The organism is Pseudomonas sp. GM74, assembly GCF_000282455.1.
GTDB lineage: Bacteria > Pseudomonadota > Gammaproteobacteria > Pseudomonadales > Pseudomonadaceae > Aquipseudomonas.
Map to the genome: position 1 here is coordinate 88,462 of NZ_AKJG01000046.1, position 16,044 is coordinate 104,505.

Below are 16,044 nucleotides of genomic sequence, written 5' to 3' on the forward strand. Positions count from 1 at the left end.
CTCCCTTTCTCCTTCCATTCGATTGCCCATTAGCTATCGGGGTGCCAGCAGCGTACTGGAACTCATCTAGGCAGGTTGGAACCGAACTGCGAAATCAAAGAATCAATGGAAAAAGGAAACCCGGCCTTGAACATTTCAGCCATCTGCCTCTTGAGCAGCTTATTGGTTTCGGTCGCGGCATCTGCCAGTGGGGTCACTCCGCTCTTCGACCTGGACTTCACCAGATCAGCCACGCAAACGCTCAAGGAAATGGGCATCAACGACGCCTGTATTATCGCCGTCTCAAGTCCTGCTGCGTTTACCTACTGCCGGGAGGGATCATCAACGCTCTGGAAGTACCAGGCGCTGGATCTGGAGCAACAGGCGGTGATCCAGATTGGCCAACAGCGGTCTTCGGCGGGCTATCAGCGAATAACCGTTGTGGAAGTCGATAGCGTTGCTTGCGAACAGGATCACCTTGCGCCATTGGTTAAACCGGCTTTCAGGCATGCACTTGTCCTTGGCCTGATTACCCTGTTTCTGTTGGTCGGTCTGCGATATACCTACCGGGCGATCATGCATTACTGTTATGACCAGGCCGGATTTTCGAAGTTCGGCTTGCAGCGATTGGACGAATCCTGGTCGACGCAAAATTCAACGGTAATGGCGTTGGTTGCATGGGGTATCGTGGCAGCTACGGCATTTATCTACTTCGGGTTTTGAGCGTGACCACAACTGGCGGGTATGCCGTTTCAATGTACTTTCCATTCGATGTGGTTTGACCGTGCACAGTTTTATTCGCTGACAATTAACTGACTTGATTGGCATCCTGTTTGTTTCAGTTAATCCTGCGTTGCCGTCTACCTGAAAGGGTGGCTGGATCACCGTGAAATCCGCAGTTGGAGTTTGCTCTGGATGAGAGTCGCTCGCTATTGCGTGAGTTGTGAGATGTATAACAACTAGCGGATCCAATTTGCAATTGTCGAAGTGCATCTAGTCAAGCAGACCCGTTGTCGTGGGCAATAGCGCGGAAGTTGACTCCTTGCTGTCGCGTCAGACGAACTTTCGCTATGCACCGTTTGTCGGTGGTTTGTGCGAAAAATGAACATTGCAGCGTCTGCGGCCTCTGATCCTTGAGCACGTCAGCCATGACCTGCCTCCGCGATTGCAAAAAAAGAAGTGGAAATGGAATCTCAAATGCAGTGAAAGCAAATGGGGGGATTTTATCTGAAACTCAAGGAGGCAATAAACCAGCCGGTCATTGATTCGCCAAGTGAGTCAATGAGGTTGACAGCGCCGAGTCCATGATTTGGCTTATCTTTTAGAAGTAAGGTCGTACAGGATTTTTAATAATTGAAGATTCTGTCAAGTGGTCGATCCGTACTCTCGAATAAGGTGGAGAAAATACCGTGGCGATAAATACCATTATGAGTCTGCTGGAAAATAAGGAATTCCTGGAGTTTTTGCGTCTGGGCGTTATTTACGTTCATTTGGTGGCGTGTTGTGTGGCCATTGGTTTGGTGCTGACCAGTGATGTTGCGATGGTCAGGGACCTTCTAAAACGGAAAGTATTCACTGAGCATGATAATGCTCACATGGAAAGTCTTCAGAAGTCTGTCATCGTTGCACTAATAGCGCTGTGGGTAACGGGGGTCGCTGTCGTCGGTATTGATTACCTGGATAAAGGAGCCGATTACTTTTTGAATCCAAAGCTTCAGGCCAAAGTCATTATTGTGGCATTGCTCAGTTACAACGGCGTCCTGTTGCATCGCCTGGTACTGCCAGCCCTGCAAAAGGCAGGCTCCTTGCTCAAGCTCGGATTCAGTGCACGGATGCTGGCGTTGGCCTGCGGGTCGCTGTCGGCAGTGTCCTGGATGTATGCCGCCATGCTGGGAGTCGGGCGCCCCTTGGCCTGGAAGTATTCCCTTTCCGAACTGTTGATGGCTTATCCGCTACTGATTTTGCTGGGGTTCCTGACGATGCTGGTGTTGACCCAGCGAGCAAAACAACAGCATGACTACGTTGCGCCTGCGCGGGCCGTAGCAAGCGCATGCTAGGCCCATACTGCGGGTAAATCCTGCGGGCTTGTCCAGAGCCCGAAAGGAAGCGGCCTTTCGGGCGCAGGTTTCAATGCGGACCTGCACCGCAAGGTCGTTTTTGTTTTGTGTCATTCCCTTTAGCCCAATGTCGCTGCTCATTTCGATCAATAAGTTGTCATTTATGGTCATTGAGGGATGGCGGCGCGACTCTTAGTCTGTCGAACATGACTGATGGGGGCCACAGAGCTCCTGCACTTTCCGTGATCGCTCGATGTGGAGTTACCGATGACCGCCGCTCAATACCCGCACCTGCTGGCTCCGCTGGACCTGGGGTTCACCACGCTGCGCAATCGCACCCTGATGGGGTCGATGCACACTGGCCTTGAAGAGAAACCGGGTGGCTTCGAGCGCATGGCAGCGTACTTCGCCGAGCGTGCCCGTGGCGGTGTCGGCCTGATGGTCACCGGCGGTATCGGCCCGAACGACGAGGGTGGCGTGTATTCCGGCGCGGCCAAGCTGACGACCGAAGAAGAGGCGCTCAAGCACCGTATCGTCACCCGTGCCGTGCATGACGCGGGCGGCAAGATCTGCATGCAGATCCTCCATGCCGGTCGTTATGCCTACAGCCCGAAACAGGTTGCGCCCAGCGCGATCCAGGCGCCGATCAACCCGTTCAAGCCCAAGGAACTGGATGAGGACGGCATCGAGAAGCAGATCAGCGATTTCGTCACCTGCTCGGTACTGGCACAAACCGCCGAGTACGACGGCGTGGAAATCATGGGCTCCGAAGGTTATTTCATTAACCAGTTCCTCGCCGCCCACACCAACCATCGTACCGACCGCTGGGGCGGCAGCTACGAAAACCGCATGCGCCTGCCGGTGGAGATCGTCCGTCGCGTGCGTGAAGCGGTAGGTCCGAACTTCATTATCATTTTCCGCCTGTCGATGCTCGACCTGGTCGAAGGCGGCAGCACCTGGGAAGAGATCGTTCAACTGGCCAAGGCCATCGAGCAGGCCGGTGCGACCATCATCAACACCGGTATCGGCTGGCACGAAGCGCGGATTCCGACCATCGCCACCAAAGTTCCGCGCGCGGCCTTCAGCAAGGTCACGGCCAAGCTGCGGGGTTCGGTCAATATTCCGCTGATCACCACCAACCGTATCAACACCCCGGAAGTGGCCGAGCAGATCCTGGCCGACGGCGATGCCGACATGGTGTCCATGGCGCGGCCGTTCCTCGCCGACCCGGATTTCGTCAACAAGGCCGCTGAAGGCCGTGCCGATGAGATCAACACCTGCATCGGTTGCAACCAGGCCTGCCTCGACCACACCTTCGGCGGCAAGCTGACCAGTTGCCTGGTCAACCCGCGTGCCTGCCACGAAACCGAGCTCAACTATCTGCCGGTGCAGCAGCTGAAGAAAATTGCCGTGGTCGGTGCCGGTCCGGCCGGTTTATCCGCCGCGACCGTGGCCGCCGAGCGTGGTCATCAGGTGACGCTGTTCGATTCGGCCAGTGAGATCGGCGGTCAGTTCAACATTGCCAAGCGCGTTCCGGGCAAGGAAGAGTTCTTTGAGACCATTCGCTACTTCAACCGCAAGTTGCAGACCACCAACGTCGAGGTGTGCCTGAACACCCGCGTCGACGTGGCGGGGCTGGTCGAGGGCGGCTACGACGAGATCATTCTGGCCACCGGCATTGCGCCGCGCGTGCCGGCCATTCCAGGGGTGGAAAACGCCAAGGTGCTGAGCTACCTGGACGTGATCCTGGAGCGCAAGCCGGTCGGCAAGCGCGTCGCGGTGATTGGTGCCGGAGGTATCGGTTTCGACGTTTCCGAGTTCCTGGTGCATGAAGGCGTCGCCACCAGTCAGGATCGCGCCGCGTTCTGGAAGGAATGGGGCATCGATACACACCTTGAAGCGCGCGGCGGTGTCGCGGGAATCAAGGCAGCGCCCCATGCGCCGGCCCGCGAGGTATTCCTGCTGCAACGCAAGACGTCCAAAGTCGGCGACGGCCTGGGCAAGACCACCGGCTGGATTCATCGCACGGGCCTTAAGAACAAACAGGTGCAGATGCTCAACAGTGTTGAATACCTGAAGATCGACGACGAAGGCCTGCACATCCGCATCGGCGAAGCCGGCGAGCCGCAGGTGCTGCCGGTGGACAACATCGTGATTTGCGCCGGGCAGGACCCGCTGCGCGAATTGCATGACGGTCTGGTGTCGGCGGGGCAGAGCGTGCACCTGATCGGCGGCGCGGATGTCGCGGCAGAACTGGATGCCAAGCGTGCGATCAATCAGGGTTCGCGCCTGGCGGCGCAGTTGTAATACGCAGATCCAGCGAGCCAATGGCTATCGCGGGCAAGCCCGCGAAGGCGTCCTCAAGGCTGTTAAGATGCCTGTTCCCCACTCGGATCAGGCGTCAATGCTTCTCCCTCCCGATACTTGGCTACCCCAGGCCCCCCTCGAACGCCTTGATCTCGACTGGCTCACCCACGCCGGCATTGAGGTGGCGATCCTGCGTCTGGACCAGATCGACCCGCTGATCAGCGGCAACAAATGGTTCAAGCTCATCGAGCACCTGAAGACCGCCGAACGCCAGGGTGGCGAAGGCATCATCAGTCTCGGTGGCGCGCACTCCAATCACCTCCACGCGTTGGCGGCGGCGGGCAAGCGCCTGGGCTTTTCCACTGTCGGCCTGTTGCGCGGCCACCCTCAGCAAACCCCGACGGTCAAGGACTTGCAGGCGTTCGGCATGGAGTTGCACTGGCTGGGTTACGCCGGCTATCGAGCGAGGCATGAAGAGGGTTTCTGGCAACCCTGGCAAACCCGCTACCCGACGTTGCATCCGGTGCCTGAAGGGGGAGGCGGTTTGCCTGGCGCTCTGGGTTGCATGCAACTGCGGGCCAGCGTTTGCGCGCAACTGGAGGGCTTGGGTTGGCGTGACTACGACGGCTGGTGGCTGGCCTGCGGGACCGGCACGACCCTGGCCGGCCTGGTGCTGGCCGAAGCGGGGGATCATCCGGTGTACGGTGCCCTGGCGGTACCTGACGATCACGGGGTGGCGCAGCAGGTCGAGAGGATCGTGCGGGAAGCGGGTCTGATCGCTGCAGCTTATGAGCTGTTCGAGGCCAGTCGCGGCGGGTTTGCCAAGGTTGATCCGCTGCTACTCGACTTTATCGAAAAGACCGGGAAGGGTAGCGGCATTCCCCTGGAACCGCTGTACACCGGCAAGGCTCTCATGGCCCTCAAGCAACAAGTCGAGGTGGGTAAGTTCGCCCGGGGCACGCGGCTGATCTTCGTCCACACCGGCGGTTTACAGGGACGAAGGGGGTTCAGTCTACAAATCTGAAACGCACGGCAAATCAATGTGGGAGCGAACTTGCTCGCGATGGCGGTGTGTCAGTCGACAAATGCGCCGAATGCAATACCCTCATCGCGAGCAAGCTCGCTCCCACATTGGAATTCATTGGTCTCAGGCGTCGCGGTTCACCCGCTTGGGCATCATCCGCAGCAGGGTGTTATCGCCCACCACATAGTGGTGATACAGCGCGGCCGCGGCATGCAGGCCGATCAGCCAATAGCCGATAGTGCCGCCGAGCTCATGCCAGTCCTGGAGTTGTTTGGCCAGGTCCTTGTTTTCCGCTACCAGCATCGGCAGGTCGAAACCGTAGAACATCACCTGATTGCCTTTGGCGCTGGTGACCAGCCAGCCGAGAATCGGCGTGACGATCATGAAAATGTACAGCGCCCAGTGCATCAGCCTGGCCAGCGTCGTTTGCCAGTGCGGCGACGCCGGGAAGATCTGCGGCGCCGGGCCGAAACTGCGTGCGAACAATCGCAGCCAGACCAGAACGAATACGGTCAGGCCGAGCATGAAGTGTGATTCGACGATCAGCGTGCGCCCGCCACTGCCCTTGGGAAAGAACCCGCGAAACTCGATACAGGCGTAAACCAGCACCAGCAGGACCAGCATCAACCAATGCAGCGCGATCGATATGGTGCTGTAGCGCGACTCGGAGTTTTTCCACGGCATAACGGTGTTCCTCAGAGGTCCGGTTTAAAGCCACCGCTGTTGTTCGACGGTGAGCTTTAACTGTAATCCTGTTTCACCGGGTTTGCCTGAGGCGATTGGTCGCTGAAGCCCTGGTTCAGGTAATAGACAGAAAGCACTATCACCGCCACGAAAAAGGGGACTTGCGTCCCCTTGCGGTATTGCCTTGTGCAGCCCTAAACCATCAATAGATGTCCTTCGACAACAAGGTGAACGGCGTCTTCACCAGAATCTTCAGGTCCAGCCACAGCGACCAGTTGTTGATGTACTTGAGGTCGATCTCGACACGCTTCTGCATTTTGTCGATGGTGTCGGTCTCGCCACGACAACCGTTGATCTGCGCCAGGCCAGTGATGCCCGGTTTGATTCGATGGCGCGCCATGTAGGCGAGAATTTTCCCCGAGTAGTAGTTGTTGTGCGCGATGGCGTGAGGGCGCGGGCCGACCAGTGCCATGTGTCCTTGCAGCACGTTGAACAGTTGCGGCAACTCGTCCAGCGAAGTACGACGGATGAAGCGTCCGACGGCGGTGATACGCGAGTCGTTACGGCTCGCCTGCTTGACCTCATGGTCGTCGTGCACGCGCATGGAGCGGAACTTCCAGACCTGAATCACCTTGCCGTTCCAGCCATGGCGGTCCTGCTTGAAGAACACCGGGCCGGGGGAGTTGAGCTTTACGGCCAGGGCAATGACCAGCAACACCGGGCTCAGCAGGATAATGGCCAGCAGGGCCACGCTTTTTTCCACCAGGCTTTTGCTGAGCGCGGCAGTGGGCCGACTGGTCAGCGGACTTTCGTTCAAGTAGATCGCCGGCAGGCCGTCCACGACTTTCACCGAGTGATTGAGCAGCGTCAGGCTGTTCAAGTCCGGCACCCAGACCACGTCAACGTTGGCATCGAGCAAATCGACGTACATGGCTTCGATTTTTGCCGCTTCCGACAGGGGTAGCGTGATGTACAAACGACGGATGTCATGGGTCTTGATCAGCTCCAGCAGGTCCTCCTGGGCGCCGACGATGCGCGGTGCGCCCGGCTCCAGGGCAGGAAGGGCACCGTTGCTGACCAGGCCCACCAATGGCAGGTTTTCGAGGTCGCTCAGCTTGTTCGCCAATCCCAGCGCCAGTTCACCGGTGCCGACGATCAGGGTTTTATGCTCGCTTTTGCGTGACCGCTGGTAGAACTTCGAGAACGCATGCAGCGGCGCATACAGCAACGCCTGGCCGAGGAAGCCGTACACCGCCCAACCCAGGATGACTTGTCGGGAAAACAGCTCATCGGCCTTGCAGACAAACGCGATGCAGGCCAGCGCCGCCATCGTCATGGACCAGCCCATGAACAGGCGTCCCAGCCCTGACAGATAATTGTCTCTTTTGCGGTACACGCCGCTGAACGTATAAGCCGGAACCGAGGCCAGGACGGCGAGCGTTGCGCACATTCGGTAATAGAACTCGACCGTTCCAGTGTGCCGCTCGGCAAGTATGAACAACAGAGAAACTACAAAACCCTGTGCCAGCGCCCACTGCCCCCAAAAGGTAAGTCCCTTGAGGCCGGTGTTTCGATTGATACTAAGAGTAAGATCCATACAATATCCCCAAAAGACGTCCATTCAGGTTTCGACAGTTGAAATCCGAGTTGTTAAGTAGGCTTATTATTGTTGTTGGAACAGTGTCCTGAGGTAACAACGTCGATATGGCGAACTGTCGTCAGTCAATAGACTAAGTTATTGGCGGAGTTGCTGTCTGACGAGTTCTAACAAGATGGCAAAGTGCCAACTATCAGGATTTTAGAAAAGGTCGAGCGTTAGAAAAGGTCGAATGGAAGGAGGTGAATAATTAGAGTGGTCTTTGGTATTGTAGGAGGGGTGGGGATGAGGGCGGTCTGACTGGCGCGGAGGTTGAAACCAAACAGAGTGCTTTTTTATTGTTGTAATCGCACTGTTTCTGTTTGTTTTATTCGCTAAAAGTGGGGATGTTTACGCCACGACTTCCTGGATCAGGCAATAGCCACGATTTCTTACTGCACGAAACAGCCGTTCACCGTTGCTGGCCATTTTGAATTTGTCTTGCAGTCGACTCAGGCACATTTCCAGGCCGCGATATTGTTCCGGCTCCCTGCCGATGCTGAGGATCAGTTCGTCTCGACTGACGACACGCTCTTCATGGTGCAGCATTTTCTTTACCAGTGCGGCTTCCAAACCGGTAAGGCTGATCTCGACGCCCTCTTTTGCCAATACGCTTTGATCCTTGTCGAGTTGCCAGGCTTCGCTGTAAGGCGAGTCGCCCTCGATTGTTCGCGCAATGTCGTTGGCTGCCCCGGCGGTTGCCGGCATGCTGTGGAATGGATTCGTCGATTGCGCTGCCAGCCATTCGGATTCCAGGGTGGCCAATAGTCGCTGTGTATCATGTTCGATACTGCGCGCGACGTTCTTCCTTGAAACGTTTGGGTAGCTGAACTCCATCAGCACGGGAGCGGAAGAGGGCGACGCGGCACCTTCAATAAACATCTGTGCCTGAGAGGTGCCAAACGAGTTGAAGCGCTCACTGGACAGGATGGTCTCAAGTTCACGCTGCGACGTAGTGCTGTGGGTCACGACGACAAAGTATTTCCTTGGGAGGGTTGTACTAGTTTCCATGTCTCTCTCCTGAAGTACACACCAAATTTGGCGAAAAGATGATCGGCAGGGGAGTAATAACTCCCTCGGAAGTAATCGAAAGGCAGGGTCTGGGCCCAAATTTGGCCCTCGATAGGTTCCACTCGATCTACAGCTACAGAATAAACTCTTATTGTTATGGCCCGATGTTGCCTCGGTGATTGAATCGATAAGTGCCGTCAGTATGAAATACAAAAAAAACGATGAAGTCGAGACCTTTGTATCGTTGAGGAAAATCGCCTGTTGAATTGATATTAAAGCGCCATCCCTGCGGTGTATCAGGGGGTCGAGATCAGCCCCCTCATCAGCCGGTACCCATGCCCCCGGATGCTCTGGATGGCGTTCGTACCATACATGTCCTTGATTTTTCCACGAAGGCGACTGATCGACTTTTCCAGCGCCCTGGGGTCATAGAAGTTGGTGTTGAGCCCCATGATATTGGCGATTTCATCGTGGCTTAGTATGTGATTACTGGTTTGCGCAAAGGCTTCCAGGATCTTCATTTCTGCAAAGGAAATGTCCAGCTTCTTGCTGGTGCCCAGTAGGCAAATACGGGTGGGGTCTAATATCAAATTGATATCTCTTTGCCATTCTTCACTGTTGAAGAACTCGGCGAGCAACTCGGAGCTTTCATCGGAAAGGGTATTGAACTTGATACAGTAGTCGGCCCCCGCAAGATAGTACTTGATCTTGTTGTAGGTGCCTCGGCCCGTGATCACCGCGCAAATGATGGGTTTCAAGTTGCCGGTGCGCAGGTCTTCCACTAGCGCGAGGCTTTCCTCGAGGGCCTGGGGGCTGTCGATGATGATGAAGATGGCGCGGTACGAACCAGAGCGTTCATTCTTCTTGAATGAACTAGTGTAGGCGTTGGCCTCTAGTGCCATATCGGTCCGCACATGCCTTGCGACTAGCGCTCTAAAATGTTCAGCCACGCCACGGGTACGACCCAGAGTGAGAACTCCGGGTTCATCGTTAGTCTGGCGCTGGCTTCTAGTCGCTAAGTTCCCTGTAAGCATCATGCATTGACTCGAATAGGTGCTGACATCGGGATGTTAAAGCACCGGTTCTCATCTGTGACTGACAATTGGTAACATTTACGCGAATTTTAGACGTGGCTCCCGAGTTTTCTAACAATACTTAAGCTTTTCAAGCTTTTAGTTGATTTTCTCGGTGGGCTGAACTAGTGAAATATCGTCGTTAGATGGTGGCAATATGGAATTGTGCCACTATTTTGAAACGATGGCGATTTGTTTTTTATGTCCTTTTGCCACTGTTTGGCCCACTGCGTGCCATCATTCATGCCAAGGTGCTGAATCCAGTAAGACACACAATTAGTGTGAGGGCGGTCACACTTTATTGAGTGGCGAGACTTTTTTCTACTGAATACCTAAATATATTTCCGAGGTGTTCGTACTCGGACGATTATTAACATGGCTTGAGTGTGTCTTTTGATAAGACATATTCTCCCTCGCTACATCAGGTAATGGGTGTGGATGTCTCGATTGTTTTGCTTGAGCTACTCAATATCTGAGTGCAGTTGACGGATCGTTCCCAAAGAACGGTCTGACGGAGGATTGATGGATTTCTGGACCCTTTTCAAAGTGTTGATCCTGGGCGCGGTAGAAGGCCTGACTGAGTTTTTGCCGATCTCCAGTACGGGCCACCAGATTATTGTTGCGGACTTGCTGGAATTTGGCGGTGAACGCGCCATGGCGTTCAATATCATTATTCAGCTGGGCGCAATTCTTGCCGTTGTCTGGGAGTTTCGCCGCAAGATTTCGCAGATCGTCAAAGGACTGCCCACCCAACGCAATGCACAACGATTCACCCTGAACTTGCTGATCGGTTTTCTTCCGGCCGTGGTTCTGGGTGTCTTGTTCGCTGACCAGATTCATCACTACCTGTTCAACCCGATCACCGTGGCAGTCGCCTTGGTCGTGGGCGGCATTGTCATGTTGTGGGCGGAGCAGAGGGACCACGTGGTGCACGTCGACCATGTCGACGACATGCGCTGGTCGGATGCACTGAAGGTAGGCTTCGCGCAATGCCTGGCGATGATCCCGGGCACTTCCCGTTCCGGATCGACCATTATCGGTGGCTTGCTGTTTGGCCTGTCGCGCAAGGCGGCCACCGAGTACTCGTTCTTCCTGGCGATGCCCACCATGGTCGGTGCGGCGGTGTATTCAGGCTACAAGTACCGGGAGCTGTTCCAGACCGGCGACCTGCCGGTTTTCGCCCTGGGCTTCGTCACAGCGTTCTTTTTCGCCATGATCGCCGTACGCGGCCTGCTCAAGTTCATTGCGAACCACAGCTATGCCGCCTTCGCGTGGTACCGGATTCTTTTCGGATTGTTGATCCTGGCAACCTGGGCATTCGGCTGGGTGAACTGGACGGCGGCGGCCGCCAGCTGAACAGGCGAGCCAGGCGGATCAAACCGCCTGGCTTAATTGGCGAGAACAACCGGGCATCAACGCCCTTCAAGCAACCCGGCAGCTTGATCCAGCAAGGCCAGGGGCTCCTTGGCCTTGTGGATATCCACCGACAACAACTGCCGAAACTTGCGCGCCCCCGGGAACCCGGTGCCCAGCCCCAGCACATGGCGAGTGATGTGGTGCATCGAACCGCCAGCGTCGATGTGTGCGGCGATATACGGCCGCAACTGTGCCAGTGCTTCGGCCCGCGTGATCACCGGCGCCGTGCTGCCGAACAGCTGCTGATCCACCTCGGCCATCACATAAGGGTTGTGATACGCCTCGCGGCCCAACATCACGCCGTCGAACGTCTGCAAATGCTCGTGGCAGGCCTCCAGCGTCTTGATCCCGCCGTTGAGAATAATCTCCAGCTCGGGGAAATCCGCCTTCAACCGCGCCGCCACGTCATAACGCAGGGGCGGGATGTCACGGTTCTCCTTCGGCGACAACCCCTCCAGAATCGCAATCCGCGCATGCACGGTAAAACTGGTGCACCCGGCATCCCGCACCGTGCCAACGAAATCACACAACTCCTCGTAACTGTCCCGGCCATTGATCCCGATACGGTGCTTGACCGTCACCGGAATCGACACCGCATCCCGCATCGCCTTCACACAATCGGCCACCAGTTGTGGGTGCCCCATCAGGCACGCGCCGATCATATTGTTCTGCACCCGATCACTCGGGCAACCGACATTCAGGTTCACCTCGTCGTAACCATGCTCCTGCGCCATGCGAGCACACGCGGCCAGGTCCAGGGGCACACTGCCACCGAGCTGCAGGGCCAGCGGGTGCTCGGCCTCGTTGTGCCGCAGGAAACGCTCGTGATCGCCATTGAGCAGGGCACCGGTGGTGACCATTTCGGTGTAGAGCAGGGCGTTTTTCGACAGCAGGCGCAGGAAGAAGCGGCAGTGGCGGTCGGTCCAATCCATCATGGGTGCAACGGAAAACCGCCTGGACAGCGCGTGACCTGTGTTTACTGGGCTAGATTGGGTGTTTTGTACCATTTTGCTCAACGTGTTTATAGCGTATTTTTAGGCGTTTTCAGGCGTTTTTTCAAGGTTACTGGTACAATGTACCAATCACTTTTGGAATTGTACCAGTCGACTATGGCAACGATCAGAGCACGAAAACGCACCGATGGCTCAGTCAGCTACACGGCACAAATACGCCTGTTCCGCGATGGAGCGCAAGTCTACCAAGAGAGCCAGACCTTCGCCCGAAAACAGGCTGCTCAAGCCTGGGTGCGGCGACGTGAGGCCGAACTGGATCAGCCAGGCGCGATTGAGCGAGCGAACCGAAAGGGTGTCACAGTCCAGGACATGATCAAGCAGTATCTGGATGAGATGGAGAAAGTCCGGCCACTGGGTAAAACCAAGGAGGCCACTCTCAATGCCATTGCAGCGTCGGAGTTCGGCCAGACCGTTGATTCCGACATCAACAGCCAGCGCTTGGTGGATTTCGCGCTCTGGCGAATGAGCAAGGAGGGAGGTGCTGTCCAGCCACAGACCGCTGGTAATGATTTGGCGCACCTTGGGGCTGTCCTATCGATTGCGCGGCCAGCATGGGGGTACGAGGTCGACATTCACGCGATGGCGGACGCTCGGAAAGTATTGAGAAAGCTTGGCTACAACATGAAAAGCCGTGAGCGTGATCGGAGGCCAACGTTAGGTGAGCTTGATAAGTTGCTCGAGCATTTCACAGGTATCCTGCAACGCCGGCCTAGCTCAATCAATATGCTCAAAGTGACCGGCTTTGCATTGTTCTCGACACGCCGGCAGGATGAGATCTGTCGCATTCTCTGGGCCGATGTTGATGAGGCTCGTCAGCGTGTGCTGGTGCGGGACATGAAGAATCCAGGACAAAAAATCGGCAACGATGTTTGGTGCTACATCCCTGATGAGGCGTGGCGAATTCTGAAGACGATGCCAAAGTCGTGCGCTGAGGTTTTCCCCTATAACTCGGCAACTGTTTCTTCAAATTGGGCCAAAGCCTGCAAATTTCTCGAGATTGAGGATCTGCACTTTCACGATCTCCGACACGACGGGGTGAGTCGATTGTTCGAAATGGATTGGGATATTCCGAGGGTGGCCAGCGTTTCTGGGCACCGGGACTGGAACTCATTGCGTCGATACACCCATCTGCGTGGTAGAGGTGACCACTATTCTGAATGGGTGTGGCTGGATAAGATCATTCAGGCGCCAGTAAAAGAAGGCGCCAAGATCATGAGTAAAGCTATTTGTTTATAAAGGGACGAGGTTGGAGCTGTGCCCCCTTTTTTGGCTGAAGTGTTTCGGCGTCACATCGTTCAAACAACTCATTATGCCATTCAATACCAACTGGGCATTCGTGAGCATGGAGCGGTGAGCCGGAAATGTATTTTTCGCCATTCCAAATTACTCCAATAATTTTAGGAAGACCGACCCGATACAACCCCATCAGCTGGGGAGATCCACCGCTCTGTGGGTCCTCCCCGCTTGCCAGCGAGTCGCAGAACGCACCAAAGACGCTTCTGCTGGTGTCTTTGATAGCTGAGTCTTTCCATTTTTGATACCAGTTGGAAAGAGGTTTTTTGCCGGAGCCAGAATACTGAATGAGGCCTGATACAGTGGGTAACTTAAGTACTTCGGCTTTGACGTCTCCTTGTCCTGACCAAGAAACAGATCCAGCATAGAACTGAGATCTCATTCCACTTCCTGACCGAGATATGTATAGGATCTCAAAGATATTTTTGGCCTGTCGAGGATAAGAGGTGAAGCCGTATGAGATAAACGCTCTAACGATTTCGAGTTTTTCCTCGAAGCTCATGTCGCTCGATAACACATGCTCAAAATCTATTTTGGTACACAGCTTGTCTAGAATCTGGGCGGGAAACAGAACGTCACCACAAAAACCAAAAACTTCAGGGTGTTTGGTTGAAGCATAGAGTTTTTTTCCGTCGTTCCAATGGGTTTTATCGGCCCAAGTAAATCTACTATCACTAGCTAAATAAATTGCGGACGGTTGCCTGTGGTCGACTGATACCCAAGAAATCAATGTTGTCATAGGCTTCCACTGCTAATTTGTTTTGTGTATCTTAAATGGTATTGGCATACGCAACACGCCTCAATGAGCAACTCCCAGGCCCTCCACCAATAAATTTCGACGGGGGGTGAGGTCGGAGGACCTATCCCCCGGGTAACCGGGGGATGGCTGGGTCCCTTTCTAGATCGACAATTCAATTTGTCTCACCCCCTCTCTCATTATCTGATGTCAGGTACGGGTGGGTGTTTGGCAGGTTTATGCGCGAATCCCATTGAGCTGACGATACTCCTTGATTGCTGCAGTGCGCTGAACGTCCAGATAGTCTGCCAGATCGCTGATATGCACGCCTTTGGCGCTTTTCTGGCTTGCCTCAAGGCGGGTTATGGGAATTCTAATTTGGCCAGCCATAACTTTGCGTTGAAACATGTCTGTGGTGAGATGTGTAAAGTAGTCTTTGCAGACTCGTTCGAGTGGCACGATTGCTTGCCCTTCGTACTGGGCCATCAACAAAAATAAGGTATTCATTCTGCGGCCTCAGTCATCTTGCGCTGATAGTTGAACGAATGCTGCTGCTGCCACTCGTGGAACCTGTCCATTTCCAAGGGCTTTAATTCGGTCCATCCGATGGGCCACCCCATGAGCCACTCGACCCATTCCGGGTTCAATTGGCCACCGTCTGACGCCATCACGGCATGGTCCAATCGATCGTTCGATCGATCGGCACCGGACTTGCGCGTGAGAGCGGCCTTTGATGATCCCTTTGCCATACTCGCCACCGGTGTTGGCCAGGTCCGTGTCACTGCAGTACTTCGCTCTTGATCCCCATCTGCAACCGCCCCATACGATCTCGTTGGCATAGGCCATGAGCCAAGTTCGGTCCCGCTTGTGGGGCGCTCCAACGTCGGATGCTGAAACAATGCACCACTGCGCGTCATACCCCATTTCGGCAAGTTCACCGAGGACCAAGGCAAGTCCTCTTCCCACAAGCAAAGGTGAGTTTTCCAGGTAGACGAGTGCAGGTCGTACTTCGCTGATAATTCGTGCCATTTCTCGCCAGAGTCCAGAACGTGATCCGTTAATGCCGGTGCCGTTTCCGGCCGCAGAGATGTCTTGGCATGGGAATCCGCCAGAAACCACGTCAACAAGGCCTCGCCATCGTCTTCCGTCAAAACTGCATACGTCAGACCAAATTGGGAAAGCCGGGAGTGAGCCATCGGTTTGTCGTTGCGCCAGAACTTGTGCGGCGTAGGCATCACGCTCAACGGCGCAGATGGTGCGCCAGCCCAGGAGGTGGCTTCCGAGTATTCCGCCACCAGCGCCTGCGAAAAGAGCCAACTCATTCACGTGGCCTCCATCAACGTGTCTGTGGATCCCGCAGTAGTCAGCTCCGGGAGATGGTTCAGTGTTTTCGGCACAATTAGGGCTGCCATAGCGAGGGCTTGATTTCGAAGAGCGAGAGAGTCACGTTCCAGTTTTTTGCCAGTCCTAAACGCACTGAAAGTTTCGGCTGCGATACGCAGTTTCTCGGCGATTTCCAGTAAGGTCTGATGGTGCGTTTCGTTCAGTGCCTGGATGTCCTTGAGCTTTTTGCAATGCCGATCAAGGTGTTGATGATCGGCTCGAATGAGCTGAAGGGACGCTTCTAGTTCGTGGATGGTTTTAGCGCTGTTAGCACGCTGATTAATCGTGCCTTCGTCGACTCCAGCGATACGGCCGTCAGTCAGGCCGATACGATAACCGGTCCAGTAGAGTAGGGCGGCTGCAACGATGAGACTGATTAGTGCGCAGAGTTGAATAGGTGTCATGTGCTGTGTTCCTCGGCAGAACCCGCCG

At 55.3% G+C, this 16,044-nt stretch carries 15 protein-coding genes; 6 read left to right on the forward strand and 9 right to left on the reverse strand.

What is annotated here, in order from left to right; genetic code table 11:
• Window positions 1-126 precede the first annotated feature (126 nt).
• The 4 genes from PMI34_RS28745 (at window position 127) to PMI34_RS17915 (ending at window position 5,367) form a co-directional block, all read left to right on the forward strand.
• Window positions 127-702: a hypothetical protein gene (locus PMI34_RS28745; RefSeq protein ID WP_032829542.1), complete on the forward strand. Its 576-nt coding sequence runs from the start codon at window positions 127-129 to the stop codon at window positions 700-702.
• Window positions 703-1,388: 686 nt separating this feature from the next.
• Window positions 1,389-2,036 carry a hypothetical protein gene (locus PMI34_RS17925; RefSeq protein WP_008048865.1) on the forward strand — a complete coding sequence of 216 codons (648 nt, stop codon included), beginning with the start codon at window positions 1,389-1,391 and terminating at the stop codon, window positions 2,034-2,036.
• A gap of 267 nt (window positions 2,037-2,303) precedes the next feature.
• Complete coding sequence (locus PMI34_RS17920; protein WP_008048866.1) at window positions 2,304-4,343, forward strand: oxidoreductase; 2,040 nt, start codon at window positions 2,304-2,306, stop codon at window positions 4,341-4,343.
• A 97-nt stretch (window positions 4,344-4,440) separates the two neighbouring features.
• Window positions 4,441-5,367 (forward strand): 1-aminocyclopropane-1-carboxylate deaminase/D-cysteine desulfhydrase, encoded by a 927-nt coding sequence (locus PMI34_RS17915; RefSeq protein ID WP_008048867.1) that lies wholly within the window; start codon window positions 4,441-4,443, stop codon window positions 5,365-5,367.
• 123 nt (window positions 5,368-5,490) lie between these two features.
• Here PMI34_RS17915 and PMI34_RS17910 read toward each other — a convergent pair whose 3' ends face one another.
• The 4 genes from PMI34_RS17910 to PMI34_RS17895 all read right to left on the reverse strand — a co-directional run bounded on the left by PMI34_RS17910 (window position 5,491) and on the right by PMI34_RS17895 (window position 9,735).
• Window positions 5,491-6,051 carry a cytochrome b gene (locus tag PMI34_RS17910; protein ID WP_008048868.1) on the reverse strand — a complete coding sequence of 187 codons (561 nt, stop codon included), beginning with the start codon at window positions 6,049-6,051 and terminating at the stop codon, window positions 5,491-5,493.
• A gap of 202 nt (window positions 6,052-6,253) precedes the next feature.
• Window positions 6,254-7,648 carry an undecaprenyl-phosphate glucose phosphotransferase gene (locus tag PMI34_RS17905; RefSeq protein WP_008048869.1) on the reverse strand — a complete coding sequence of 465 codons (1,395 nt, stop codon included), beginning with the start codon at window positions 7,646-7,648 and terminating at the stop codon, window positions 6,254-6,256.
• 390 nt (window positions 7,649-8,038) lie between these two features.
• Window positions 8,039-8,698 (reverse strand): winged helix-turn-helix domain-containing protein, encoded by a 660-nt coding sequence (locus PMI34_RS17900; RefSeq protein WP_008048870.1) that lies wholly within the window; start codon window positions 8,696-8,698, stop codon window positions 8,039-8,041.
• 296 nt (window positions 8,699-8,994) lie between these two features.
• Entirely contained in the window at window positions 8,995-9,735 is a 741-nt protein-coding gene (locus tag PMI34_RS17895) for a winged helix-turn-helix domain-containing protein (protein WP_032829543.1), read from the reverse strand.
• 558 nt (window positions 9,736-10,293) lie between these two features.
• Between PMI34_RS17895 and PMI34_RS17890 the strand changes: the two genes are divergently transcribed.
• Window positions 10,294-11,127 (forward strand): undecaprenyl-diphosphate phosphatase, encoded by an 834-nt coding sequence (locus PMI34_RS17890; RefSeq protein ID WP_008048872.1) that lies wholly within the window; start codon window positions 10,294-10,296, stop codon window positions 11,125-11,127.
• Between the two features lie 56 nt (window positions 11,128-11,183).
• On the opposite strand, the gene dusA is transcribed toward PMI34_RS17890, so the two are convergent.
• Window positions 11,184-12,194, reverse strand: a complete 1,011-nt coding sequence (gene dusA, locus PMI34_RS17885) for a tRNA dihydrouridine(20/20a) synthase DusA (protein ID WP_081498063.1) — start codon at window positions 12,192-12,194, stop codon at window positions 11,184-11,186.
• Between the two features lie 102 nt (window positions 12,195-12,296).
• On the opposite strand from dusA, the gene PMI34_RS17880 reads away from it, so the two are divergent.
• Window positions 12,297-13,436 carry a site-specific integrase gene (locus tag PMI34_RS17880; protein ID WP_032829548.1) on the forward strand — a complete coding sequence of 380 codons (1,140 nt, stop codon included), beginning with the start codon at window positions 12,297-12,299 and terminating at the stop codon, window positions 13,434-13,436.
• On the opposite strand, the gene PMI34_RS28750 is transcribed toward PMI34_RS17880, so the two are convergent.
• From PMI34_RS28750 to PMI34_RS17870, 4 genes are all read right to left on the reverse strand, one after another.
• Entirely contained in the window at window positions 13,423-14,232 is an 810-nt protein-coding gene (locus tag PMI34_RS28750) for a hypothetical protein (RefSeq protein WP_008048875.1), read from the reverse strand. The genes PMI34_RS17880 and PMI34_RS28750 overlap by 14 nt on opposite strands.
• Window positions 14,233-14,466: 234 nt before the next feature.
• Window positions 14,467-14,736, reverse strand: coding sequence for a pyocin activator PrtN family protein (locus PMI34_RS17875; protein WP_008048876.1), 270 nt, complete (start codon window positions 14,734-14,736; stop codon window positions 14,467-14,469).
• Window positions 14,737-14,745: 9 nt separating this feature from the next.
• Window positions 14,746-15,555 carry a DNA cytosine methyltransferase gene (locus tag PMI34_RS27685; RefSeq protein ID WP_081498064.1) on the reverse strand — a complete coding sequence of 270 codons (810 nt, stop codon included), beginning with the start codon at window positions 15,553-15,555 and terminating at the stop codon, window positions 14,746-14,748.
• The gene (locus PMI34_RS17870) at window positions 15,552-16,016 is read right to left on the reverse strand and encodes a hypothetical protein (RefSeq protein ID WP_008048878.1); all 465 of its coding nucleotides are present in this window, start codon (window positions 16,014-16,016) and stop codon (window positions 15,552-15,554) included. The genes PMI34_RS27685 and PMI34_RS17870 overlap by 4 nt, the downstream gene beginning before the upstream one ends.
• Window positions 16,017-16,044: the final 28 nt, after the last annotated feature.

Coding starts and splice junctions, on each gene's coding strand:
- PMI34_RS17910 (WP_008048868.1), bottom strand. CDS start 6,051: ATGCCGTGGAAAAACTCCGAGTCGCGCTACAGCACCATATCGATCGCG.
- PMI34_RS28750 (WP_008048875.1), bottom strand. CDS start 14,232: ATGACAACATTGATTTCTTGGGTATCAGTCGACCACAGGCAACCGTCC.
- PMI34_RS17900 (WP_008048870.1), bottom strand. CDS start 8,698: ATGGAAACTAGTACAACCCTCCCAAGGAAATACTTTGTCGTCGTGACC.
- PMI34_RS17880 (WP_032829548.1), top strand. CDS start 12,297: ATGGCAACGATCAGAGCACGAAAACGCACCGATGGCTCAGTCAGCTAC.
- PMI34_RS17870 (WP_008048878.1), bottom strand. CDS start 16,016: ATGACACCTATTCAACTCTGCGCACTAATCAGTCTCATCGTTGCAGCC.
- dusA (WP_081498063.1), bottom strand. CDS start 12,194: ATGGTACAAAACACCCAATCTAGCCCAGTAAACACAGGTCACGCGCTG.
- PMI34_RS17920 (WP_008048866.1), top strand. CDS start 2,304: ATGACCGCCGCTCAATACCCGCACCTGCTGGCTCCGCTGGACCTGGGG.
- PMI34_RS17915 (WP_008048867.1), top strand. CDS start 4,441: ATGCTTCTCCCTCCCGATACTTGGCTACCCCAGGCCCCCCTCGAACGC.
- PMI34_RS17895 (WP_032829543.1), bottom strand. CDS start 9,735: ATGATGCTTACAGGGAACTTAGCGACTAGAAGCCAGCGCCAGACTAAC.
- PMI34_RS17905 (WP_008048869.1), bottom strand. CDS start 7,648: ATGGATCTTACTCTTAGTATCAATCGAAACACCGGCCTCAAGGGACTT.
- PMI34_RS17890 (WP_008048872.1), top strand. CDS start 10,294: ATGGATTTCTGGACCCTTTTCAAAGTGTTGATCCTGGGCGCGGTAGAA.
- PMI34_RS17875 (WP_008048876.1), bottom strand. CDS start 14,736: ATGAATACCTTATTTTTGTTGATGGCCCAGTACGAAGGGCAAGCAATC.